At 58.6% G+C, this 24,210-nt stretch carries 24 protein-coding genes and 1 pseudogene; 8 read left to right on the forward strand and 17 right to left on the reverse strand.

What is annotated here, in order from left to right:
* Window position 1: 1 nt before the first annotated feature.
* Window positions 2-670 carry a cytochrome c3 family protein gene (locus tag QA646_RS23090; protein ID WP_283059069.1) on the reverse strand — a complete coding sequence of 223 codons (669 nt, stop codon included), beginning with the start codon at window positions 668-670 and terminating at the stop codon, window positions 2-4.
* A gap of 232 nt (window positions 671-902) precedes the next feature.
* Here QA646_RS23090 and QA646_RS23095 point away from each other — a divergent pair, with 232 nt between their 5' ends.
* A complete protein-coding gene (locus tag QA646_RS23095) occupies window positions 903-1,106 on the forward strand; it encodes a hypothetical protein (protein WP_283059070.1) in 204 nt (67 codons plus the stop codon).
* Complete coding sequence (locus QA646_RS23100) at window positions 1,099-2,268, forward strand: DNA topoisomerase IB (RefSeq protein WP_283059071.1); 1,170 nt, start codon at window positions 1,099-1,101, stop codon at window positions 2,266-2,268. The genes QA646_RS23095 and QA646_RS23100 overlap by 8 nt, the downstream gene beginning before the upstream one ends.
* Window positions 2,269-2,629: 361 nt before the next feature.
* On the opposite strand, the gene QA646_RS23105 is transcribed toward QA646_RS23100, so the two are convergent.
* The 4 genes from QA646_RS23105 to QA646_RS23120 form a co-directional block, all read right to left on the reverse strand.
* Entirely contained in the window at window positions 2,630-2,800 is a 171-nt protein-coding gene (locus tag QA646_RS23105) for a hypothetical protein (protein ID WP_283059072.1), read from the reverse strand.
* Window positions 2,801-2,835: 35 nt separating this feature from the next.
* Window positions 2,836-3,168: a four-helix bundle copper-binding protein gene (locus QA646_RS23110; RefSeq protein ID WP_283059073.1), complete on the reverse strand. Its 333-nt coding sequence runs from the start codon at window positions 3,166-3,168 to the stop codon at window positions 2,836-2,838.
* A gap of 16 nt (window positions 3,169-3,184) precedes the next feature.
* Window positions 3,185-3,649, reverse strand: coding sequence for a YbhB/YbcL family Raf kinase inhibitor-like protein (locus QA646_RS23115; RefSeq protein ID WP_283059074.1), 465 nt, complete (start codon window positions 3,647-3,649; stop codon window positions 3,185-3,187).
* A 166-nt stretch (window positions 3,650-3,815) separates the two neighbouring features.
* On the reverse strand, window positions 3,816-4,079 hold the full coding sequence (locus tag QA646_RS23120) for a hypothetical protein (RefSeq protein ID WP_283059075.1): 264 nt from the start codon (window positions 4,077-4,079) through the stop codon (window positions 3,816-3,818).
* 668 nt (window positions 4,080-4,747) lie between these two features.
* Here QA646_RS23120 and QA646_RS23125 point away from each other — a divergent pair.
* Window positions 4,748-5,764, forward strand: a complete 1,017-nt coding sequence (locus tag QA646_RS23125) for a PAS domain S-box protein (RefSeq protein WP_283059076.1) — start codon at window positions 4,748-4,750, stop codon at window positions 5,762-5,764.
* 92 nt (window positions 5,765-5,856) lie between these two features.
* On the opposite strand, the gene QA646_RS23130 is transcribed toward QA646_RS23125, so the two are convergent.
* From QA646_RS23130 to QA646_RS23150, 5 genes are all read right to left on the reverse strand, one after another.
* Complete coding sequence (locus QA646_RS23130) at window positions 5,857-8,001, reverse strand: beta-galactosidase (protein WP_283059077.1); 2,145 nt, start codon at window positions 7,999-8,001, stop codon at window positions 5,857-5,859.
* A 17-nt stretch (window positions 8,002-8,018) separates the two neighbouring features.
* Window positions 8,019-9,164 carry a sn-glycerol-3-phosphate ABC transporter ATP-binding protein UgpC gene (ugpC, locus tag QA646_RS23135; RefSeq protein ID WP_283059078.1) on the reverse strand — a complete coding sequence of 382 codons (1,146 nt, stop codon included), beginning with the start codon at window positions 9,162-9,164 and terminating at the stop codon, window positions 8,019-8,021.
* A 59-nt stretch (window positions 9,165-9,223) separates the two neighbouring features.
* Entirely contained in the window at window positions 9,224-10,075 is an 852-nt protein-coding gene (locus QA646_RS23140; RefSeq protein WP_283059079.1) for a carbohydrate ABC transporter permease, read from the reverse strand.
* Window positions 10,075-10,959, reverse strand: a complete 885-nt coding sequence (locus QA646_RS23145; protein ID WP_283059080.1) for a sugar ABC transporter permease — start codon at window positions 10,957-10,959, stop codon at window positions 10,075-10,077. Before QA646_RS23145 ends, QA646_RS23140 begins: the two co-directional genes overlap by 1 nt.
* A 69-nt stretch (window positions 10,960-11,028) precedes the next feature.
* Window positions 11,029-12,303, reverse strand: coding sequence for an ABC transporter substrate-binding protein (locus QA646_RS23150; protein WP_283059081.1), 1,275 nt, complete (start codon window positions 12,301-12,303; stop codon window positions 11,029-11,031).
* 195 nt (window positions 12,304-12,498) lie between these two features.
* Here QA646_RS23150 and QA646_RS23155 point away from each other — a divergent pair, with 195 nt between their 5' ends.
* Together QA646_RS23155 and QA646_RS23160 are read left to right on the forward strand one after the other, a co-directional pair.
* Window positions 12,499-13,710: an ROK family protein gene (locus QA646_RS23155; protein ID WP_283059082.1), complete on the forward strand. Its 1,212-nt coding sequence runs from the start codon at window positions 12,499-12,501 to the stop codon at window positions 13,708-13,710.
* Between the two features lie 240 nt (window positions 13,711-13,950).
* Window positions 13,951-14,562 carry a TetR family transcriptional regulator gene (locus QA646_RS23160; protein ID WP_283059083.1) on the forward strand — a complete coding sequence of 204 codons (612 nt, stop codon included), beginning with the start codon at window positions 13,951-13,953 and terminating at the stop codon, window positions 14,560-14,562.
* Window positions 14,563-14,732: 170 nt separating this feature from the next.
* Here QA646_RS23160 and QA646_RS23165 read toward each other — a convergent pair whose 3' ends face one another.
* On the reverse strand, window positions 14,733-15,824 hold the full coding sequence (locus QA646_RS23165; RefSeq protein ID WP_283059084.1) for a porin: 1,092 nt from the start codon (window positions 15,822-15,824) through the stop codon (window positions 14,733-14,735).
* Between the two features lie 544 nt (window positions 15,825-16,368).
* On the opposite strand from QA646_RS23165, the pseudogene QA646_RS23170 reads away from it, so the two are divergent.
* Window positions 16,369-16,482 (forward strand): annotated as a pseudogene (locus tag QA646_RS23170) (transcriptional regulator); the annotation flags it as partial.
* Window positions 16,483-16,549: 67 nt separating this feature from the next.
* Here the strand turns inward: QA646_RS23170 and folD are convergent.
* The 6 genes from folD to QA646_RS23200 all read right to left on the reverse strand — a co-directional run bounded on the left by folD (window position 16,550) and on the right by QA646_RS23200 (window position 21,925).
* Window positions 16,550-17,449: a bifunctional methylenetetrahydrofolate dehydrogenase/methenyltetrahydrofolate cyclohydrolase FolD gene (gene folD / locus QA646_RS23175; RefSeq protein WP_283059085.1), complete on the reverse strand. Its 900-nt coding sequence runs from the start codon at window positions 17,447-17,449 to the stop codon at window positions 16,550-16,552.
* A gap of 3 nt (window positions 17,450-17,452) precedes the next feature.
* Complete coding sequence (purU, locus tag QA646_RS23180; protein ID WP_283059086.1) at window positions 17,453-18,337, reverse strand: formyltetrahydrofolate deformylase; 885 nt, start codon at window positions 18,335-18,337, stop codon at window positions 17,453-17,455.
* 45 nt (window positions 18,338-18,382) lie between these two features.
* Window positions 18,383-19,192, reverse strand: a complete 810-nt coding sequence (locus QA646_RS23185; RefSeq protein ID WP_283059087.1) for a 3-methyl-2-oxobutanoate hydroxymethyltransferase — start codon at window positions 19,190-19,192, stop codon at window positions 18,383-18,385.
* Window positions 19,193-19,217: 25 nt separating this feature from the next.
* On the reverse strand, window positions 19,218-20,441 hold the full coding sequence (locus tag QA646_RS23190) for an FAD-dependent oxidoreductase (RefSeq protein WP_283059088.1): 1,224 nt from the start codon (window positions 20,439-20,441) through the stop codon (window positions 19,218-19,220).
* A 10-nt stretch (window positions 20,442-20,451) separates the two neighbouring features.
* Window positions 20,452-20,766 carry a MocE family 2Fe-2S type ferredoxin gene (locus QA646_RS23195; RefSeq protein WP_283059089.1) on the reverse strand — a complete coding sequence of 105 codons (315 nt, stop codon included), beginning with the start codon at window positions 20,764-20,766 and terminating at the stop codon, window positions 20,452-20,454.
* 73 nt (window positions 20,767-20,839) lie between these two features.
* A complete protein-coding gene (locus QA646_RS23200; RefSeq protein ID WP_283059090.1) occupies window positions 20,840-21,925 on the reverse strand; it encodes a fatty acid desaturase family protein in 1,086 nt (361 codons plus the stop codon).
* A 156-nt stretch (window positions 21,926-22,081) separates the two neighbouring features.
* Between QA646_RS23200 and QA646_RS23205 the strand changes: the two genes are divergently transcribed.
* Window positions 22,082-23,110 (forward strand): LacI family DNA-binding transcriptional regulator, encoded by a 1,029-nt coding sequence (locus tag QA646_RS23205; protein ID WP_283059091.1) that lies wholly within the window; start codon window positions 22,082-22,084, stop codon window positions 23,108-23,110.
* Window positions 23,111-23,370: 260 nt separating this feature from the next.
* Window positions 23,371-24,183: a TIM barrel protein gene (locus QA646_RS23210; protein WP_283059092.1), complete on the forward strand. Its 813-nt coding sequence runs from the start codon at window positions 23,371-23,373 to the stop codon at window positions 24,181-24,183.
* Window positions 24,184-24,210: the final 27 nt, after the last annotated feature.

Raw genomic sequence — 24,210 nt, forward strand, 5'->3', positions numbered from 1 at the left:
ATCACCTGTGACAGATGTTGCATTGGACAAGCTTGGCCGGCTCAATGCCGTAGGCTTTCACCACGAGCGCGCCAAAATCCTTGTGTTGTTCGGGATGAGCGTCCCAGTCGGACCAGTCCATGCGCGTCACCTCATCAGGCGGGCGGAGGTTCGGCGCGGGGTTTCGATGACAGCCCAAACACCACTGCATCTGAAAGGGTTGTGCACGCGACATCAGCGGCATCTGATCGACGCGGCCATGGCAGGTGACGCAAGGAACGCCACGGGCAACATGGATCGAATGATTGAAATAGACATAGTCCGGCAGCCGCGACACACGATTCCATTGCAGCGGCACATTCGCCGTCAGACTGTACCTGACGGCCGCCAGCATGGGCGCGCCGGTCCATATCTGCGAATGACAGCTCATGCAGATATGCGTTGCCGGCAAACCGGCACGTGCGCTCGTTTCGACCGACGTGTGGCAATAACGACAGTCGATGCCGAGTCCGGCGACGTGATGCTCGTGGCTGAAGGGAATGGGCTGATCCTGGACCCAGCCGATCAGAGTTCCATAGCTGGAACTCGCATAGCCGCCCACAAAGAGCACCAGAAGAAATATCAGAATGGCGGCGGCGAGCAGGAAGGCGCGCAGTCTGGTATCAGCAGAAGCCGTGAAAATCTGCGCCACCGAATTCCCCTGAGTTGTCTGTATAACGGGGTCAAACGCGGAGTCAGAACGAAAGTTCCCGCCCCGCCGCCGGCGGTTTTGATCCGCAACCACCCGCACGTTCCCGCCTTCGTCGACCGATGGAACAATCTATTCGGGCCATGGGTTACATTCACCAAGTCGGGATCATGGAGCGCTGCTCACCCGACGGTGGGATCGGCGAAACGCCGTCATGTTCGAGAGGAGATCAGCGATGAAGCATCAGCAACCACGTAGCGGCGCGCCGGGAACGACCGACCAGTCTCCGAGATGGGAAGGCCCGGCCGGTTCCAAGCCCGCCGGCTATCTTCCTGCCAAGGATGGCGGGGAAGCAGCGCGAGACGCCAATGACGAGAACATCAATCATCCGCGCAAGCGGAAGGTTTCCGACGCACTGAAGCAAAAGGGCGATGACTGAGAGCGGACTGCAATTAGAACCGGAACCAAGCAACGGTGGCAGCGATACCGACACGGCATGCACGGGAACCAAGCTCGCACAAGGACGGTCGCCGGTTGCCGCCGGCCAGATCCAGTCAAAGACAGCCAGTTCAAAATCTTCGCCAGCCATCCGGCCGGGAATCGTTTACCTTGCCGCATTAGACAGCGGTATTACCCGCAGGAAAGGCCGGAGAGGCTTCCTCTACTACGACCAGCAGGGAAACCGGATCACCGATGAGACGGAACTCGACCGCTTTTCCGCGCTCGCTATTCCCCCTGCCTATACTGACGTCATCATTTCGCCAGATCCGAGATCGCATCTGCAGGCGGTCGGCCGCGATGCTAGGGGCCGGAAACAGTATCGCTACCATCCGGATTGGATCGCCGAGCGCGATCGGGAAAAATTCGCGCAGCTTGTGGAGTTCGCTCGCGCACTGCCAGATATCCGCAAGCAGATCGATATCGATCTTCGCCGCAGGAAGCCCGGATTGGCAAAGGCGCTCGCCACTGTCGTCTGGCTGATGGACAAGCTTTTCATCCGCATCGGCAACGAGGCCTATGCGATAGAAAACGGCTCCTATGGCCTGACGACCTTGCGCAGCAAGCATGTCAAGCTAGTTGGATCGCGCCTCCAATTTCGCTTCAAGGGAAAATCCGGCAAGGAATGGCGATTGAGCTATACCGACCGCCGGATCATACGCGCCATACGAATGCTGCAGGAGCTGCCCGGCCAGCATCTGTTCCAATATCTCGACGAGAACGGCGTTCTCCACCCGATCCGCTCGCAAGACGTCAATGCCTATATTCGCGAGGCCGCAAGAGGTGACTTCAGCTCACGGCAATTCCGGATCTGGGGAGCCACGCGGATGGCAGCTTCGGCGCTGGCTGCGATACCGCCGGCCGCCACTGCTGCAGGGCGGACAAGGCAGATAAACGAAATCATCGATACGGTGGCTGCGAAACTGGTGAATACGCGGGCCGTCTGCCGAGGGTCCTACATACATCCAGGCGTGTTCGCAAGTTTCGAAGAGGGCAGCCTGGCGAGGATCGCCAAGATGAAGGTGAGGAAAAGGTCCAGCATACTAAGGTGGCTGGATGAAGACGAGGCAGCAGTGCTGCACTGGCTGGAAAAACTGAAGTAGCCGTCGATCGGACCTATGGCGGACATTGCAGGTATACGCGAGCGATCGAAGGTACCGCGACATTTGTGACATCACGGGCAGACGCGTCATCACTTCATGGCGGCACCCATCAGTGAGCAGTTTGTCGCTCTTGCGAACCGATGAAGGCTTCGTCAGGGCGTCCTTGAGGCGTTGTCCGGCTCAGGACTCGAGGCATGTTCCGGCTTTCCCTTACGCTTGGTGGATGATTGACTGCCCCTCTCCTTTGAATGCTGCGCTTTGCCTCTGTCAGAAAGCACGACATCTTTCCAACACGAGAATCGTCAGGCATCGATTACAGGCATCTCCTTTGCCCGGGACACCGCGCCCGATGTGTTTCTGCTCACCCGGCAAATCGCAACAGCAAGATCACGAGGACTAATGCAACCAGACCGCCGATGAAAACCAGCCGCTGCCAGCGGCGCTTCAGGATGATCTCGCCCTGACGGACATCCTGAGCCGCAAATGTCGGAGGTTCCGCGCGCTTCTGGTCGCTCTTCTTCTCGTCATTCATTTCCGCGTCACCTATGCTCCGGCGAAGCCGCGATCTTACGCGGCCGCCATCTGCCGGCAGGTCTCGGCGCACTTGCGGCATGCATCGACACACTCCGCCATATCGCCGATCCGCTCGCAATCGGCAGCACATTCGCTGCAGATTTCCGAGCATTCCCGGCAGACATGCGGATGGTGACGCGAACCGATCAGCATGAAATGTGCTGACGTGCGGCATATCTCCGCACACGCCATCATCAGCCTGAAATGCTGCGGTTTGGTATGTTCGCCGCCGACTTCCAGGCAGTGGTTCATCGCCGTGGACAGACAAACGCTGTAGCAGCGCAGACAGTTCTCGACACATTGCTGTGCCCCGCTATCCAAATGCATTGTCGTCTCCTTTTGGCTATTGCGTCTGGTACGTGCCTGTGACGCTCGCTTCCGCGAGCACATGCTTCTTCGCCTCTGTCCACATCGCGCTTATGCCGGCAGCATCCGGGATCGAAAGCCTTGGAACGTCCAGAGCGGCAAGGCGGAAAATGTAGTGATGAGGACGATCGCCGCGTGGCGGCTGCGGGCCGTCATAGCGCGCATTGCCGAAATCGTTCTTGTAGAACCGCGGCGCTCGATCGGGCGCGGTATCGGCGCTTTCGGCAAGATCGGTCCACTGCGCCGGGATGTTGGCAATACCGCAGTGGCGAAAGGTGCCGCTTGGAGCGTCTGGGTCCTCGACAACCAGAGCAAAGCTCCTGGTTCCATCGGGAGCGCCGCTCCAGGCAAGCGGCGGAAAGAGGTTCTCGCCCGCTCGCGCATATTTCCTAGGGATCGGCTGATCTTGCGCAAAGGCCTTGCTGATCAATGTCAAAGCCATGACGTTCTCCTTTTGCTATTAGGGATTACCGTGGCCCTTTCCATGCCGCTTTACTAAATTGAGCCCGGACCATAGGTTCCGATCCTGCTCCCGGTACCGGGAGCGGTTTTCATATCCCCGCCTTCCATAGCTTCCCTCTCCTGCGCGATCCGCGCAGATCTTGCATTTAGTGGCGGCTGACGAATTTTGTGAACCAGCTGGTATCGCCGCTTTCGGTCCTATCCTGGTAGAGAAAGGCGAGCTCGTTCTCGTCGAATATCCGGAAAAACTCCTCCCAGGAAATCTCTTCGAGCGATTCTTCCGGCTTGCCGAAATCAATCCGCAAAATGCCGCCCTTCTTCGCCCCTTTGACCCGGGCTGGATGACCGTTCCTGGCCTGGACCCAATTGCGGATTTTGTCGTGTTCCGTCGTCGTTTGAGATGTGCTCATCTCAGCCTCCTCTTTGTAATGACTACTCGTCTAAGCCGACAGGCCCGCCATTGTTCCCGCTCCTCGACATTTTGACGGCGATCCATGCAACCAAAGTCGCCGGATCCGCGCTTGTCATGTCCATAAGCGACAAAGGCTCTCCCTGAGAGGCGTAATGTGATCGCGATCGGCCATATCGAAACGGCGGGAGGCCGGCGCGAGGCCGCCATTTGATAGCCGCGATGGAATATACCGAAACGTTTCCGTTGAGCGTGGCGAGTTTTGAAAGGAAAGGTGGACCGCGCAGACGGCGATGGGCATTAGCAGAAGGGATAAATTCCACGCGATCCGGCTTTCGAACCCACAGCCGCATTGAAGGTTCCCAAGCGAAATGAGAAAATCGGTCAGTCGCCAGAGCCCATCGCATCGACCTGGAGATCGCGCGATTGCTGAGGGAGCCCCGATGCCTGACGGCAACTGATGGGGTGGGCTGTCGGGAGACGGTGAGATTTGCTATGACTATCTCGGCAGGTGGATGGGATGGGTCCATTGCGACCTATGCTTTCCGGGAGATGACGATGGGGAAAGTAAAAGCAATGGCCGCTGACCAAACGGACTCTTTAGCCTCCGCATCTGCATCAGATTCCGAGGGGGCAGCGAACGAAGAAGAACCCACTCAGAGTAGAAGCTTGAGCGAAAATCTTACCCAGCAATTTGGACTGCATGCGCCTTCGGCAGACGCCTGGCTGGCCGCCATTGTCGAAAATTCCGATGACGCGATCATCAGCAAGACCCTTGACGGCATCATCACAAGCTGGAACAGGGGCGCCGAACGCCTCTTCGGATTTACGGCGGCGGAAACGATGGGCCAACCGATCACCATTCTGATCCCGGATGAGCGGCTTCACGAGGAAATAACGATCATCGGACAAATCCGTCGTGGCGAACGGATCGATCACTATGAGACGGTGCGCCGGCGCAAGGATGGAAGCCTTGTCGATGTCTCCCTCACCGTATCGCCGATCCGTAACGAGGACGGATCGATTATCGGAGCGTCGAAGATCGCGCGCGACATTTCCGAGCGCAAACGTGAGCGCGAACGCCAGACACTGCTCCTGCGGGAGATGAATCATCGCATCAAGAACGTGTTCGCAATCACCAATGCGCTGATCACGATGAGCCTGCGATCGGCTACGAGCGCCCAAGATCTTGCCGACAATCTGCGCAGACGGATCGTCTCTTTGGCTCGCGCTCATGATCTGACATTGCCGGATCTTTCGGGAGATGTCACCGCCCGACCGTCGACGACTCTCTTTTCCCTCTTTGATGCGGTTCTTGCCGTTCATCGGGAGGATGACCGGCAGCGGATACAGATTCATGGCTCGGATGCCCCGGTTGGAGGCTCCGCACTGACATCGCTGGCATTGCTATTACATGAATTCGCCACCAACGCGATCAAATACGGGGCGCTTTCCCTCCCGCAGGGGCAGATCAGAATCGACGTGACGATGAACGACGAACTCAGCCTGATCTGGACGGAAACCGGCGGCCCTGCTGTTACAGCGCCAGGGGAAAGCACCGGCTTCGGATCGCAGCTTGAGCGGGTGACCGTCGAAGGCTCGCTCAGCGGATCAATCACTCGGGAATGGAGACCCGAAGGGCTGCGAATTCATTTGCAGGTTCCGATTGAGAACCTGACACGTTGATATCGCCGTGGCAGGAAGCGGCGGCATTCGACTTCGAATGCCGCGCAGTGACCCCACGTGTCCTTTCCGATAATCCGCGCGCGTAAACCGGATCAGCGCTCCAACTCGATGACTGCGCAGCCATAGCCATCGAGCTTGAGCCCGCCGGCAACGGCCTTTCCATTGTCGAGAAGGTTATTGCCTGGCGGCACGGCGGCGAGGCTCGCCGGCTGATCGGTGTAGTTCTGGATGAACAGCAGCCTGCGGTCGTCATTCATGCGCATTGTGACCTCGACGCCAGCCGGAAGGTCGTCCACTAACGGCTGCACACCTGCCGTTGGGAACAGCCGTTCGGACAGTGCAGCCGTCAGTTCGGGCGTAAGATAGGTGCCGACATAGACGACCTGACCCTTGCCGACCTTGCGCGAGGTCGCCATCGGCTGACCGTCCGCATAACGATTGGACCAGGCGGCAACGATCTCCGTATCCGCGTCGACCGAAAGATTTTCGTAGAAGTGTCCGGCAGTCAGTTCCTGGTTGCCGATCTTGAAACGGCGCGTCCTGCGCTGCGATTCCGCCGGCCTGTTTGGTGGCACCACCAGGCCACCTGACCGCTCCATCACGTCGAACAATCCGCTTGCGCCGGGTGCTGCGAGACGGCCGAAGTCCTCGACGCGCACGCCTGCGAGCTTGGAAAGGGAGGTGCCGGGGGCCGTCTGCCTGATGACGTGATTGTTCTCATCCCGCGTGCCCGTACGAGCACCGATAACGACCGTGCCGCCCTGCTCCGCGAAGGCTTCAAGTTCTTCAGTCCATTCATCCTTCCACATCACCCAATGCGGAACGTAGAACAGCTTCAGCTTCGAAAGATCGTCCTCGGGATGAATGAAGCCGCAGGCGATGCCGCGATCGTAACAATATTGGTGCAGGAGAACCGCGTCATCCTGGGGGCTTGGCAGTCCAATCGAATAGGTCTTATGGGCTTCCTGGTTGTCAAAATCCGAACCGGCGATACCCACATCCATGCGCACATAGGTACCGAGAATCTTATCCTTCAGCGCCATCATTTCAGTGGCGAACTGCTTGGCCTCGTCATAGCGATGACGACCGACATCGTCGTGGTCGATGATGCCCATCCAGTAGATCTCGGCACCGAAATGGGCTGGACGCCAGCGGAAGAACATCAGTCCGTCAGCACCATGCGCGACCGATGACATGGCCATACGCCGAAGTTCGCCCGGCTCCGGTGTCAACGTGCAGAAACCCGGCTGACTGCCAAAGCCGGATTGCTGTTCCGGCACGATGTAGTTACCCGAAAAGCCACGGCATATATCAAGGTGCAGGGCCTGAACCTTTGCGTGATTTCCGATGCGCTGAAACTCGTCATAGAGCATCGGATAGATATCGTAGCCGACGAAATCGAGATCCTTGGTGAACTGACCGCGAAAATCGATATCCCGCAGGCCGCCGAGATTGTGGAAGACGAACCATGACGGGTTCGCTGCCCGCAGGATCTCGACCTGATCGTGCTGAAACCGTGCCGTCGCAAATGCGAGGAAGCGGTGGTAATCCTGCACATGGCCGGGACTGGGGAAGGTCGGACCGAATTCGATCGGAAGTACGACCTGGTCGAAATTGTCATAGGCAGTCGCCCAGAAATCGCCGCCCCATGCAGCGTTCAGCTTGCCGATGGTGCCGTATTTCTCGGCGAGAAAAATCTGAAATTCGCTCAATGTCGCCTTCGAGTAGCTCTCCGGCATGCTCGTATTCAGTTCATTGTCGGTCTGCCAGCCGACAACATGCCGATTGTCTCGATAATGTTCGGCCATGGCCTTAGTGATGCGGCGGCTGTGTTCGCGGAATACGGGACTTGCCGTATCGCAGTGTTGACGCGATCCATGGCTCATCGGACGGCCCTTGCCGTCAACGCGCAGGATCTCGGGGTGGGCAACGGTCAGCCAGCGTGGCGGAGTGGCCGTCGGCGTGCACATGATCGTATCGATCCCGTAGCGCCCGAGCATGGCTATGGCGCGGTCGAACAGATCGAAATTGAAGGTGCCAAGCCTGGGCTCGAGAATGTGCCAGGCGAATTCCGCCATTCGCACGACATTGAAGCCCGCCTTCGCCATGCGCTCGGCATCGCGCTCCCAATAGCTCTCGTCGACATGCTCGGGATAATGGGGAGCGCCGACCAGAAAGCGGTCGGTCTTGACGGTATTCCAAACAGATGGGATCGCAGCAATATTCTTGTCAGACACGGTCTTATTTCCCGAATTCATTTGTCGATGATCGTCTTGCGGGCGCTGATCGTGCGTCCGCCATTGGGTGAGAAGAGATAAAGCTCCCTGGCGTCGAGCTTCAAAGCCACGGATTGGCCGGATGTGAACGGAGCGACATAGCTGAGCTGCACCGTGATATTTCCGGTGCCGCTTTCCGAGGCGATGGTACGCAGGCTGCCAGCGTCGACGTAGAGGATGGTTTCACGGCCGAGGTGCTCAACCAGTTGCACCTGCCCTTCGATCGCGCCGCCGTGGGCTACATCGGTGACGATCGATATGTTTTCCGGCCGGACACCCAGCGTCAGATCGGCGCCCTTTTGCAGCGTCACGCCATCGGACAATTCGACCGTCAACGGCACGATGCCGGGAGCAGAGACCCGAACGTCCCGGCCCGAGACCTCGTCCACGGTTACGGCAAGGAAGTTCATTCTCGGGGCTCCAAGGAAGCCCGCAACGAAGAGATTTTCGGGATTTCTATAGAGCTCCAGGGGCGAGCCCACCTGTTCGATCACGCCTTGGTTCAACACCACGATGCGGCTCGCCATGGTCATGGCTTCCACCTGATCGTGGGTCACGTAGACCATGGTTGCACCGAGTTCCGCGTGCAGGCTGCTGAGCTCGACGCGCATCTGCGTTCGGAGCGCCGCATCGAGATTCGAAAGCGGTTCATCGAAGAGGAACACATCCGGAGAGCGGGTAATGGCACGGCCGATGGCAACGCGCTGCCGTTGACCGCCGGAGAGTTGCTTCGGCCGCTTTTCAAGCTGATCGGTGATGCGCAGGATCTTGGCGGCGCGTGCAACGGCGGCATCGATTTCGGCCTTGGGTCGTTTGGCCATACGCAGGCCAAACCCCATGTTCTCCGCCACCGTCATATGCGGGTAAAGCGCATAGGACTGGAAGACCATGGCGATGCCGCGATCCCCCGGCTCTTCCTTGCTGACGTCGCGGCCATTGATCAGGATCTGGCCGGACGAAATCCCTTCCAGGCCGGCGATCGTCTTGAGCAAGGTCGACTTGCCGCAGCCGGAAGGCCCGACCATGACGATGAACTCACCCTGCTCGACGGTAAGGTCGATCCCGCGCAAAGCATGGTATCCGCCGTAATTCTTGTTGATCTGTCGCAGTTCGAGACTGGTCATGCTTCCTGGCTCTCTGCTGTTGGACTCTTGAGTTTTGGGAAAGGAAATGCCCGTTTCGCTCATCCTTTGACCGCCCCCATAGTGAGACCGGCGATGAAATGCCGTTGCATGAGGAAGAACATGATGACGGGCGGTACGGCGACGACGATCGTGCCTGCCGAGATGAGGTTCCATGCCGAAACCCATTCTCCGCGCAGATTGGCAAGACCGGCAGTCACAGGCTTCACCGAGTCGCTGACCGTCAGCACCACCGCCCAGAAATAATCGTTCCAGATGAAGGTGAAGATCAGAATGGCCAACGCAGCGAGAGCTGGCCGGACCAGCGGCACGGCAACGTGGATCAGTGTCTGGAAAGGCGTTGCGCCTTCGGCGCGCGCGGCCTGAAAGAGTTCATCGGGCAAGGCAGCGATGAAGTTCCGCATGAAGAGCGTTGCAAATCCCGTCTGGAAAGCAACATGGAAGATGATCAGCGCCGCGGTCGTATCGATCAGATTGAGCCGTACCATAAGATCGCGCACAGGGATCATCATGATCTGATGCGGCAGGAAATTGCCGCCAACGAAGAGGGCAAAGATCAGCATATTGCCCGGAAAGCGGTAGCGGGAGAGAACGAAGCCCGCGAGCGTGCTCAGGACAAGGACGCCGATTACCGAGGGAATAGTGATCGTCAGGCTGTTCAGGAAATACTGGGCCATCGGGGTCTGGGTGAAGACCGCCGTGTAGTTGTCGACCACGCCGATTTCGGTCGGCCATCCCCACAGATTGCCGCTCATGACATCGGTCGTTGAACGGAACGACGTCAGGATGATCGCAAACAGAGGGCAGAGCCAGAGCAGGAGAACAAGTAGCACCGCCAGGACATAAAACCGTCGCTGCCAGATGGCCGTTTCCGGAATAGGACGAGGATACATCAGCCACCTCTCTCTTCTGTGCGAATGATGCGTGACAGGTACCAGGTGATGAAGACGGCCATGATCACGAAAAGAACGGATGCGATCGCCGCTCCGTAGCCGAAGCGGTAAGAGAAGATCGACTGCTCGTACATCTGATAGGCAAGCACCGAAGACGAGCCGAACGGGCCGCCGGCCGTCATGACCGAGATCATGTCAAAGGATCGAAGCGCACCGACGACCGTCACCGCTATGGCGATGAAGGTTACTTGCGTCAGTTGCGGCAGGACGATGTGCCACAACATGTTCCATCCCCTCGCCCCGTCCACGCGGCCGGCACCTATAAGTTCCTCGCTCAGATTGTTCAGCCCGGCGAGATAGAGAACCATGCAGAAAGTGACCTGCGGCCAAAGCGCTGCGATGACGATCGCAAATGTCACGAAATGCTCGTCAGAAAGAACGGCCGGTGCGGTTGCGCCGAATGCCTTGAAGATCAGGGCGAGCAGTCCGAACTCCGGCGTGTAGACCCATGTGAACACGACCCCCACCGTGACCGAAGCCAGGACCAGCGGGATGAAGAACAGGGACTTCAGGAAGCGCATGCCCCTTATCTTCTGATTGACCAGCAATGCTATGGCTAACCCGAGCGGCGGTGAGGCCATGAACATGATCAGCCAGATCAGATTGTTCTTCAGCGAAATGTAAAATTGCGGGTCGTTGAAAAGCTCGATGTAATTTCCAAAACCGATCCAGTTCATCGGTCCGAAGCCGTCCCACTCGTGAAAACTGATCCAGACGCTCCGCACGGCTGACAGCAGGATGACCGTGAAAAAGAGTATGATCGCCGGTGCAATAAGCAAAGTAGGGGTGAGCCACCAACGTTGGCGGCGCCAAATCATCAACATATCCAGAGCCTCATTGGAGTTATGAGGGAGCGGAAGCGCGCTTCCGCTCCCTAGCCACCGGGAGGAGAACTAGAGTTTGTAGATGCGCTTGCGGGTGCCCTCGAGGCGCTGAAGAATGGCGTCGCGCCGATCTGGCTTCGCCATGAATTCCTGGAAGCCGACGAGACCGGCCTGGGCCATATCGGGGTCGCTGTCGCGATCGTAATATTGTGAAGCTCCCTGCAGCTTCTTCAACGTCTCGACCGCCACGTTGACGAGCGGATCCTTGCTCGGCGGAAGATCGTTGCGCGGCGGCACGTTTCCGCCTGGCTCCAAATAGGACGCGAGATTTTCCGGCTTGTAGAAGTAGGCGAGGAATTCGCGAGCGCCCTGCTTGTTCTTCGCGTTGGCAGGAATGTGGATCGAATTGACCGAGAACTCTTCGAAGTGACCGACCTTCGGGTCCAGAACCGGGAAGGTGGCATAAGACAGTTGCGGCAGGTCCTCGGCGGTGAAGGCGGACTTCAGGAAGGCGCCCAGATTCATCATGCCGGCCTTTTTCTGGGCAAGCAGTGCTGCGGCCTCCTGCCAGCCGAACGACGTATGGTTGGCGGTGAAGAACTCCTTCTTGATCATCCCTTCCCATTGATCGAAAACCGGCTTTAAGGATGGATCAAGATAGCTCATCTCGCCGTTCATCAGCGCCATGTGCTTGTCGAGGCCATTGATACGCAGGTTCATCTGATCGAACCAACCGGCAGCCGGCCAAAGCTCCTTGGTGCCCATGGCGATCGGAGTGAGACCGGCGGCTTTGCACTTGTCACCGTAAGCCACAAATTCCTCTGCCGTCGTCGGCACCGTCAGGCCATGCTGATCGAATACATCCTTACGATAGAACATCCCCCAAAGGGTGCCGCCCGTCGGCAGGCCATATTGCTTGCCGTCGACGGTGACCGTTCCCGCCGTCGCACCGAGCACATCCTTGTATTTTTCCTTTTCGAACAGATCGGAAATATCGTCGAAGAGGCCGCGCTTTACGAAAGCACGCATGCGATTGCCCGAAAACCACGTGCAAATGTCGGGCGCGCCGGCGACAAGGTAGTTGCGAATGGCCGTCTTGTGGGCCTCGTGATCCATGTTGTTGATGACGACGCTGACCCCCGCTTCCTTCCCGAAGTTCTCGGCGATCGTCTTCAGCGCCGCAAGCGCCTCGGCATTGTTTTCCGCCGAGATCACCGTGACTTTCTGCGCCTGAGCAATTGCTGGCGCGGATAGGCCGCCTGCCAGAGCTGCCGCCGATGCGGCACCTGCGCCTTTCAGGAAGTTACGGCGAGTGGCCGGAAAGATTTGCTTAAAATGCACCATGGAGTTCCTCCTCCCAGTTGATCGATCAACACGGCCCGGCAAGCCCTCCCCTCGAGATGCATGTCAGGCATTCAACGCGCCGATTTGTCGCTTATTCTCAGGACGGAAACCGCATCCGGAGTTGATCGGCGGGTGGAGTTATGCATAGATCGATAGAGCCTGCAATAATTAATTTACAAAATTAAGGAACTAAAAGTGAAGCTGAAGGGCGACCAGAGCACGGCAAGGGCGCTAAATCGACGCCTGATCCTTAATCTTTTGCGCAGAGAGGGGCCGAGAAGTCGCGCCGATATTGCAACAATTACAGGGCTAAGCCCCGCAGCCGTGACCTTCGTTGTCAGCGATCTGTGTGAGGAAGGCATCGTTGTGGAAGGCCAGGCCGTGACCGGCCTCACCGGCAGACGCCCGATCCCGGTGCAGATCAACTATGAGCATGGGCTCGCTGTCGGGTTCAAGCTGATGACGGATTCGGTCGAATGCGTTGCAACGGACCTTGCGACAAATCCCGTGGCGGCCATGCGGATACCCCTTGCCGGTCGCGAGCCCGACTATGTCGCCGACCTCTTGGCCAACACCGTTCCCGAAATGGTCAAGCTCGCCGGACGCCCGCATGCCAAGCTTGCGGGTATCGGTATCTCCATGCCCGGCGTCATCAATGATGAGCAGACCGCGTGTGTCCGCAGTCATCGCTTCAAGTGGGACAATGTTCCCCTCGCCTCGCTAGTGGCAACGCGCGCAAACGTCCCGGCCTGGCTGGAAGACGACTCCAACGCCTATGCCATTGCTCAGCAGCTTTTTGGATTGGGAAGACAACATCACAATATGGCCGTCCTCGCGGTGGGTGTCGGCATAAGCTGCGCGCTCGTCATCGAGGGAAAGCTCTACCGCGGCGCAAATGGTGCGGCCGGCAAGTTCGGTCATACGCTTTATGAAGAAAATGGTCGCGTATGCGAATGCGGCAAGCGTGGCTGTCTCATGGCATATCATTCCGAAGTGTCGATCTTGAGACGGTGGCGCGAGGCAACCGGGTATGGCGAGGATAAAGGCCCTGCCGAACTCCGCGGTGCGTTGGCTGCAGGCGACCCGGCGGCAGTCGCGCTTGTCCAACACTCCGGTAAAAGCATAGGAACAGCGCTCGCCAATCTCGTCAACATCACCGATCCGGAAGTCATCGTTGCTGGCGGCGAAGCTGTCTCGCTCGGCGACCATTTTCTCGGACCCCTACGAGATGCCCTGGCCGCAAGGACTTTCAGAACAGCACCTCCCCTACTTCCGGATTGGGAAGACAATTCCTGGGCCCGCGGCGCAGCCGCGCTGGTCACCCAAAAAATGTTCGATTTCGAATCGTCGAGCGGCTTTACCGACATTGGGCGGACTTATACCGGCACGCAGAAATCCGCCGGGTAGTCCGCCTGTTGCAGAAGGGCTCGCGACGTGGCAGTTGCAAGCTTGCTCCTCAGCAAGCGGGCCGTTTTGATCAAGAAAAAGCCGCTCTCGCGGCCGCCAGTGACCGTGCGCAATAACAGCCGTAGAATAACCAAGGAAAAGCTTCACGCAGGCAATAGTGTTGTAAGCACGATAATCGACGTTATGACTATGTGGGAGGGCTGAAGGGGCGCAGCTCGGAAATCGGAGGGGAACAAATAAATGAGACGTACAAAGGAGGAAGCCGCTGAAACCAGACGCGAGATATTGCGCGCGGCGGAAGCGTTGTTTCTCGACAACGGCTATGAAAATGTCACGCTGGACGAAATAGCAACGACAGCCGGGGTTACGCGCGGAGCAGTCCATTGGCACTTCAAGAACAAGCAAGGCCTGTTGTTTGCGATCCGCGACAAGGCGCAGCAGCCGTTTAAGGAACTTGCGGAGCGAATTGCAGAAGGACACGCGCCCAATCCACTGGAACTGCTGGCGGAGACGATTTCGGCGACGTTCGCAGAGCTTCAGCACGAGCCGCGTAAACGCGGGTTACTGAAAGTCATCATGTATCTCGACATGGCATTTTGTGAGGAGGTCGGAAGCAGTGCGGATTCTTTCAGGCATGACATGCGGGAGCATTTCGTAAGAATTTTTCATTCCATGGATGCCGTTAAGCCGTTGCCTCCCCCCTGGACGGCAGATACTGCGGCGAACGCTTTGACCGCGATCATTGGAGGGTTGGTCGGAGAATGGGCTCTCGATAGAGGCGATTTTCAATTGGTTCCCTGCGGCCAAGCTCTGATCAAAATGATCCTCGCCGCCTGGTTTCCGACGCATTGAGAATGCGATGAGCATAGTCGAGGCTACATGAATGCATAGTTAGAAAGGGTTCGGTAGGGAAAACCGAACCCTTTCCCTATTTGATCGGAGGTCAACCGATCAGTGTGAGAAGCCCGAGGGATTGGAAACCCCAGGCTTCTCCTATCCGGCACGAGCCGGATAACTTTAAATTAGAAACTACGCTGGAAGCGCAGGATACCGGCCCACTGGTCTTGATCGACCGAATCCCAATCGGTGTAGGAGATTTCAGGTTCGATCAGCAGGTTCTTGACCGGGTTCCACTTGACGTTCGTCGTAGCGGCGAAGATCTTGGAGTCGGTATAGGCGAGCTGCAGGTTCCACTTGAGCTTGTCGTTGATCGGAACGCCAACGCCGCCCCAAACGGCCCAATCGCCCCAGCCGCAAAGATCAGGACGGCCTGCCGGGCAAGCGGAACGATCCAGGTTCGTACCGGCATACTTGTTCAGCTTGTCGCCGTCCGTGTTCCAGCCGCCCATCAAGAAGGCCGAGAAGGCACCGAAGTCGGCGTCGACGCGGGCCTTGATAGCACCTTCTTCGACAATCGAGTCATAGCCACCGACGACCTTGACACCCCAGATGCCGGACTTGAAGCCAGCACCGGCGACGACGTCAGGAGCGTAGTGATCTGCCTTGTCATCGCTCCACCAGCTTGCGCCGTAAGATGCGTCCGAGCCACTGGAGTTGGAATCTTCGAGCGAGATCACAGCCGTGAAGCCGTTGCCGGCATCGTAGTTGTAGGTGATCTGGTTGAGTTCGTATGGGCCGTCATAGACCACGTCGTCGTTGATGACGTCGCCGGCATAACCTGCGTAGAGGTTATACTGCGAATCGAGCTTGCCGACCGTGAAGCCGCCGAGGCTGATATTGGCAAACAGCAGCTTGGTGCTCGTCGAATTGCCTTCGCTCCAGTCCCAACGCAGAACCATATTGGTCTTCAGGGGGCCGTATTCGGTATCCGTTGCGGTGTCGAGATTGAGCTCGGCGCGGGTGTGCCACAAAGTACCGGTCTTGTTCGTCGGGCTATAGGCATCATACCATTCGCCTTCGGTACGAACCTGGCCGCCGATCTTCAAGCAAGTTTCGGTACCCGGAATAAAGAAATATCCCGTGCCATAGGCGTCGCAAATGCGAACATACTGAAGAGGCTCCGGTTCGGCGGCGACGATAGCATCCGCGGAATGCGCGCCGGAAACTGCGGCAAGCGATGCAGCAGAACTGATCAGAAGGCTTTTCAAATTCATCTTAAACTCCTGGTTGTAATATGCATTTCAAAGATTCCGCACGCATGGAGGTTTATCCACCAACCCCATGCAGAATGACCTCGCATCAACGCGATCGAACAGATCTGCGATTGCCCTGCTTGATACTGACTTGAGCTCCCTCTCGTTCCGCCCAATCAGCCCCGCGACACGGCCCTGAAACGCCCTACCGATACGGCCGATGCTTCGACCGCAAGACATGTTCATGTCCTGAGCTTTATTTACAAACCAACCGTATGTTTGTCAATTATGTGAAGGTACCCTTCTCACAAGCTTCGCCCGCTGTGGCCAATATGCAACTGTCAGCTTCATCGCCGTCAGAGCACTCCGCGAAATGCGGCGGGTTGCGCATTTTACTCAACAGAATTTGGTGTCAGCGCTTACGAATTTCAAATCGTCATAAAACGATCCAGACGCGCGATTCGGCGTCTAATGCATGTCGCGCAAAAGTTTGCGCCGGTTTTTGTGAGAATGACATGCAAAAACAAGGAGCTATAGCATCCAGCCTTCATCATTGTGAAAGACAATCGCCGCGCGGCTGATCGGCGAAATCAAGCAGCTCGAGACATTTCCCGAGCAGGAGCTTTGGAAAGCCGAACTGATCGTGCGTGCCTCGACCGGCGTGGCGCCGGCCGAGTAAGATGGTTTGATTGGCACAACCTGTTTGAAAGCCGCTTGATCGGTTTCGGAATTATGCGCCGACGGCTTCAGAATTTCGGCGGCGTCTGGCCGGCGGCACGATGGGCGGCAATGGCGGTATTGGCCATCAGCATGGCAATGGTCATCGGTCCGACGCCGCCCGGAACCGGGGTGATGGCGGCGGCAACTTCCGATGCTTCGGCAAAGGCGACATCGCCGACCAGGCGGCTCCTGCCCTCGCCGCGTTCCGGTGCGGCGATGCGGTTGATGCCGACATCGATCACCGTCGCACCCGGTTTCACCCAATCCGCCTTCACCATTTCCGGCCGGCCGACGGCCGCCACCAGAATATCGGCGCCGCGGGCCACCGTGGCCAAGTCCTTCGTCCGCGAATGCGCCGTCGTTACCGTCGCATTGGCAGCAAGCAGCAGTTGCGCCATCGGCTTGCCGAACAGGTTGGAACGGCCGATGACGACGGCATTCAATCCCGACAGGTCCTTGCCATGGATGCGGCGCACCAAAAGCATGGCGCCGGCCGGCGTGCAGGAGATCAGCCCGGTGGCGAAATCGCCGGTCGCCAGCTTGCCGGCATTGACGACATGCAGGCCATCGACATCCTTGTCCGGCCGGATCGACTGGATGATCGCTTCGGCATTCAGATGCTTCGGCAAAGGCAGTTGCACCAGGATGCCGTGGATGGACGCATCCTCGTTGAGGGACTGAACCAGCTTTGCGAGCTCACCTTGAGTCGTCTCGGCCGGCAGCGTGTGCTGGATGGAGGTAAAGCCGCATTCCTTGGCCATGCGGCCCTTGGCGCCGACATAGGTGTGGCTCGCCGGATCATCACCGACGATGACAACCGCAAGGCCGGTCTTCACACCCGTGTTCTTTTCCAATACTGCGGTCGCCGTCTTCACCGCATCAATTACCGAAGCAGCCACCTGCTTGCCATCGATGATCTCAACCATCGCCTACCCCATCCTCTCCGAGGCATAGCTTCCCGGGCTTGCCGGGAAGACGATGGTGCGGTTGCCGTTGAGGAAGGTGCGGTAATGGATATGGGCATGGATGGCCCGCGCCAGCACCTGGCTTTCGACATCGCGGCCGATCGACACATAGTCTTCCGCCGACTGCGCATGCGTGATGCGGGCCGTGTCCTGCTCGATGATCGGACCTTCGTCGAGATCGCCGGTGACGTAATGCGCCGTCGCGCCGATCAGCTTGACGCCGCGCTCATAGGCCTGCTTGTAGGGATTGGCGCCCTTGAAGCTCGGCAGGAAGGAATGGTGGATGTTGATGATCTTGCCCGACATCTTCTTGCACAGCGCATCCGACAGCACCTGCATGTAGCGGGCAAGCACGATCAGCTCCGTGCCGGTCTGCTCGACCAGCTCCATCAACTGGGCTTCGGCCTGCGGCTTGTTGTCCTTCGTCACCTTGATGTGGTGGAAGGGGATGTCGTGGTTGACCACCACCTTCTGGTAATCGAAATGGTTGGAGACGACGCCGACGATGTCGATCGGCAGTGCGCCGATCTTCCAGCGATAGAGCAGGTCGTTGAGGCAATGGCCGAAGCGCGACACCATCAACAGCACCTTCATGCGCTTCTGGGCATCATAGATCTCGGCATCCATCTCGAATTTCTCGGCGACCGGCTTGAAGCCTTCGACCAGCTTCTGCTGGTTGACGCCTTCCTCGGAGATGAAGGAGACGCGCATGAAGAACTTGCCGGTATCGAGATCGTCGAACTGGCTGGAGTCGAGCAGCGTGCAGCCTTGATCGGCCAGATAATTCGCTATCGCCGCAACGATCCCACGCGTCGATTTGCAGGATACCCGTAGAACATATTGTTTCATCTTATGTGGTCCGATTGAAAATCATGAAACGCCGCGGTTTGCCGGCTATCGGCCATCACCTTCGGCAAGCAGCCGGAGAAACGTCTGCAGTTCCCCTTCGTCGATTGCGACGAGATGCCCCTTTGCCGGATAGGCGCCCGAGCGAACGTCCTCGGCAAATTCCTTGAATGCGGCGGTGCGTTCATTCTGCAGCCGATCATATTCGGCGGCAAAATCGCGGTACACCTTGGCATGACGCGGCCGGTGCCCGCGATTGCTGCCAAGCACGTCGTCGGCAAATAGGTACTGAGCATCGCATCCGCTTCCAGCGCCCATGGAAATCATCAGCATCGACGTTGCCCTGCTGATCGCGGCGGCGACATCGCCAGGCACCACCTCGATCTCGGCGGCAAAGGCGCCGGCCTCTTCCAGCGCCTTGGTCTGGCGCCAGATCTCGAAGGCGCTTGCAGCGGTCTTGCCGACAGCGCGAAAGCCACCCGTCCAGGTCGCCTTGGATGGAATAAGGCCGAGATGGCCGCAGACCGGAATGCCTTCGTCCCGCATCCGCCGGATCGTTTGCAGCCCGGCGGCGCAATAAACGGCATCGCCGCCGGCCTTCAATGCCTTAAATGCCTCGCGCATGTACTCTTCCGCCGAGACGTAATCGCCATATTCGAGCCCAGGAATGGCAAAGGGGCTCGGGGCAGCTTCGCGGAATGCCGGACCCAGCAGCGCCGGCGGCACTGACAGCATGTCGATACCGGCCTTTTCCGCTGCTTCGGCTTCCTCCAGCGAGGTGACGCGCAACATGGTGAGCTGCCGCTGTCCTTTGAGCGCCAGGAGATCGGCGACCGTTGCACGATTATGTTTCTTCATTGAAAACTCCGTAGGTATGGGCCTATCACGCAGCGAGAAGCGATTTGAGTTTGACATGGCTCGCCGTCAGCGCTTCCGGATCGGGATGAGCACGCGCTGCGATCAGCATTTCGGCGAGACGGATATCGCGGGCAACGGCATTGCCGCGACCGATGCCGCTGGCTGCAAGCAACCGGCCAGCCTCATCGAGATGGAAAAGAATGAATGCGTCCTCGCCAAGGTCACGCCTCAGCATCGTCGTCGCGCCATCGGCAAGGCCGGCAATCTGCAGCGTCAGATCATATTGATCGGACCAGAACCACGGCACGGCCGAGATGCTGTTGCCTTCGCTAAGCAAGTTGGCCGCGGCCAACGTCCCCTGCTCCTGCGCGTTGCGCCAGGATTCCAGGCGAACCCGTCGCCCGCCATAAAGTGCCAGCGGAAAGGAGCAGCAATCGCCGGCGGCGTAGATATCGGCTGCAGAAGTTTCTAGCCGCTCGTTGACGGCGATGCCGTTCTCGATCGCAAGGCCCGCTTTCTCGGCAAGCGCGACGTTCGGCTGCGCCCCAATGCCGATGAGCACGAGATCGGCGGAGAGTTCCTCACCACCCGCCAGGCGGACAATCGCATTGGCTGCGCCGTCTTCGATTGACGCAATGGTCTCGCCGCAGCGGATGTCGACACCTTCGTCCCGATGGCGTTGCGCTATCACCTCGGCAACCGCCTCCGGCACACCCCGCTTCAGGACGCGCGGCAGCCCCTCGATCACGGTGACATCGGCACCGAGCTTGCGCGCCGTCGCCGCCAACTCGAGACCGATAAAGCCGCCACCGATGACAGCGATGTGCCGGCCGGGGAGAAGCGCTGGCCGCAGAGCGAGGGCATCGGCATGGGTTCGGAGCATGCGAATGCGCTCTCCCCCCGCGATGCCGGGAAAGCTGCGCGCAGATGCACCGGTCGCCAGCAACAGTTTGTCATAGCTGAGCGTCTGCCCGTCCGAGAGTGTGGCGACCTTGCCGATCGGATCAATGTCGGTTGCATGCGTGGCGAGCCGAAGGTCGATGCGCTGGTCGGCATAACGTTCCAAGACGGCCACGAACTTCGGCTCATGCGCTAGGATAAGGCCTTCTTTTGAAAGCGGCGGACGTTCATAAGGCGCAACCGGCTCGGCTCCGATCAGCGTGATGTCGCCGTCAAAGCCCTTCTCCCTGAGCGCAAAGGCGGCGCGGGCGCCGCACTCTCCTGCCCCGATAATGACGAAATGCAGCATGGCTTTCCCCTCAGACCGCAATGAAGACGGTGCCGTCTTCGACCTTGACTGGATAGGTTTTGAGATTGACGCAGACCGGGGCGCCCTTGGCTTCGCCGGTGCGATAGTCGAAGCGGCCGTTGTGCTTCGGACATTCGATGATATTGTCCATCACCAGCCCGTCGGCGAGATGGACCTGCTCGTGCGTGCAAAGACCGTCGGTGGCAAAATAGTCGTCTTCCGGGCTGCGATAGACGGCGAAGGTTCTGCCGCCATGGTCGAAGCGCAGGACGTCCTCCTCGTCGATCGCATCCGCCGCACAGACCCTGATCCAGTTGCCGCTCATTCCTGCCTCCCTGTATATGCCGTTGTATGTGCCGTTCCTGGCTGTTGTTATCGTTTGCTGTTCTTGCCTGTCGTTATTGCGCTGCTTCGGCCAGCGTATTGTGGAATTCCTCGCGATAGGGCCGCGCCGTCGGCGGCAATTCCCGCTTCAGGAAATAATCTTCATTGCGCAACTGCCGCAGGAAGGCCGGGATCATTTCGCGGTAGCCCGACCAGATCGAGGGATTGGGCTTCGGCAGATCGTGTTTGATCATCGCATGCAGCTTCGGCAGCGCATGATAAGGCACCATCGGGAACATGTGGTGTTCGACATGGTAGTTCATGTTCCAATAGATGAAGCGGCTGATCGGGTTCATCAGCACCGTGCGGCTGTTCAGCCGGTGGTCGGTGACATTGTCGGCCAAGCCGCCATGCTGCAGCAGGCCGGTCAAGACATGATGCCAGGCGCCATAAAGCCGTGGCAGGCCGATCAGCACCAGCGGCAGGAGCGAACCCATATAAAAAGCGGCGGCGATGGTGGCGACATAGATCGCCAGCCAGATGCGGGCGATGCGGATCGCCTTCGGCTGCTCCTGTTCGGGAATGAAGGTCTTCTCAGCGGCGCTGACGATGCCGAAGGCATTGCGGATCATGTCGAGCATCGCATGGAAGACATCGACGATGCCGAAGAAGTTCAGGACGAGCCGCAATAGATCCGGCGGCCGCATGACGGCGATCTCCGGATCGCGGCCGACGATGACGGTGTCGGTGTGGTGGCGGGTATGGCTCCAGCGCCAGGTCACCGGATTGCGCATGATCATGAAGCAGGCGATCTGATAGACCGCATCGTTCATCCAGCGGGTCTTGAACGCCGTGCCGTGGCCGCATTCATGCCAGCGGCTGTCGGAGGCCGAACCGTAAAGCACGCCATACGCCAGGAAGAAGGGGATGGATAGCCAGGAGCCCCAGAAAGCGATGCCGAGGCCGGCCAAGACCGCCATGCTGCCGAGCCAGACGATCGTGTCGCGGATGGCGGCCTTGTCGGAGCGCTGCATCAGCGCCTTCATCTCCTTGCGGGCAATGTCGGTATGATACCACTCGGCCGCCGCCAGCCCGGTTTCGACCGCCTGCCGGCTGCTCGGGCCGAGCAGGCTGTAATCGCGCTTGATGATCTCGGTCATTGCTGTTCCTGCCTCCCGCGATGCGCAAGTGCCGCACCGCCTCAGATGTCAGCAGGATAGGTCGAGTTTTCGCTTGCCTCAATGCGGCAATGATGGAATCTATCATATTCCATCAATCCTCCATCTCATTCATGATGGAATACCTCAGGACCAACCATGCGCCGACCAACCATTTCCGATCTCGCAAAAGCATCCGGCGTCAGCGTTGCAACCATCGATCGCGTACTGAACGGGCGGCATCGCGTACGCGAAGAGACGGCCAGGCGTGTCTACGAGGCAGCGCAATCGATCGGCTACCATGCGGTTGGCTTGCTGCGACAGCGCGTTTTTGAGGATCTGCCGCAATACCGATTGGGCTTCCTGCTGCAGAAACCATTCCAACCCTTCTATCAGTCTTTTGCCAAGGAGATCGGCGCGGCTTCACAGACAGTCGCAACCGCGCGCGTCCATACGCAGATCGATTTCGTCACCGCGTCGACACCGACGGCAATCGTCGAAAAGCTGAAAGCCATGGCGGCGCGGAACCAGGCGATCGCCCTAGTCGCCCCCGATTATCCCGCGGTGACAACGGCGGTGGAGGAGCTGAAGGATAAAGGCATTCCGGTCTTTTCGCTGCTGTCCGATTTCGCGGCAAATGTGCGCGAAACCTATGTCGGCGTCGATAACCGCAAGGTCGGGCGCACCGCTGCCTGGACGATCGCGAGATCCGCCCATCGTCGAGGCAAGGTCGCCTGCTTCGTCGGAAGCCATCGCTTTCATGGCCATGAACTGCGCGAGATCGGCTTTCGCTCCTATTTTCGCGAGAATGCTCCCGATTTCGAGGTGCTGGATACGCTGATCAATCTGGACACTGCGGAAATCACCCATGAGGCGACGCTCAACCTTTTACAGAAACATCCCGATCTCATTGGCTTTTATGTCTGCGGCGGCGGCATGGAAGGCGCGATTTCCGCCATTCGCGAAGAAGGGCTTGCCGGCAAACTGACCGTCGTCGTCAATGAACTGACACCGGAATCGAAGGCCGCACTCGCCGACGATGTCGTCACCATGGTCATCGGCACCCCTCTTCCTTCGCTCTGCAAGGAGCTGTTCGGCTTGATGATCGATGCCATCGAACGCGGCGAGGCGGCAATGCCGGGACAATCCTTCCTGCCCTTCGACATTTTCGTCTCGGAGAACATTTAATGCATGTCGCGCAAAAGTGTGCAGCGGTTTTGTGAAAACGACATGCACAAACAAGGAGCGTGGGAGCGAATCTGAAAGATCGCGACGAGCTTTAGCGGTGATGGAATCACATCACCGTGGGCGATATTTCTATCATGGATGATGGAAGAGGCCGGCGCTTGCCTGTGGATCGGCAGCCTAATTCTCGCTAGTCATTCGCAAATGTGCACAGCCGATCAACATCCCGTTGGGCCGGCCGCTAAGAGGAGGAATGCCCCGCGATGAGTTCCATTCGTTTCGCGCTCAATCACATGTGTACCCCGGCCCTGAGCCTGGAATCATTCTTCGCCGCAGCTAAAAGTCTCGGCATCGACAGCGTCGAAATCCGCAATGATTTGGCCGGCAATGCGATCCTGGACGGCACGCCGGCGGCAGCGGTCAAGGAGCTCGCAGCGCGTTATGGGCTGACGATCATTTCGATCAACGCACTGCAGCGTTTCAACGAGTGGAATGAAGCGCGCGCCAAGGAGGCGGCGGAACTCATCGGTTACGCGCGGGATTGCGGTGCAAAGGCGCTGGTGCTCGTTCCCGTCAATGACGGTAGCGGCCGCGAGCCGGAGGTGCGCAAGCAGAACCTCGTAACGGCGTTGACGGCGCTGAAGCCGATGCTGGATGCCGCCGGGATCATTGGCCTCGTGGAACCGCTTGGCTTCGAGATCTGCTCGTTGCGCTCGAAGACCGAAGCCGCCGCTGCGATCGAAAAGCTCGGCGCGCAATCGACCTTCCGCCTTGTTCACGACACCTTCCATCATCATCTCGCCGGCGAGGCAGCGACTTTCCCTGATCTCACGGGCTTGGTCCACATCTCCGGTGTCAGCGATGCCGCCGTGTCCGTTTCCGATATGCGCGATCCGCATCGCGTTCTGGTCGACGCCAACGACCGCCTCGACAATGCCGGACAGATGCGGGCGCTGCTGTCAGCCGGCTATACCGGCCCCTTCTCCTTTGAGCCCTTTGCGCCGGAGGTGCATGCGCTGAAGGAGCCCATTGAGGCGCTGAAGGAAAGCATGGCATACCTGACTGCGCATGTTTGACAAATGATTGACCAACGAGACCACCAA

Origin of the sequence: Rhizobium sp. CB3090 (assembly GCF_029714285.1) — a bacterium.
Lineage (GTDB): Bacteria > Pseudomonadota > Alphaproteobacteria > Rhizobiales > Rhizobiaceae > Rhizobium.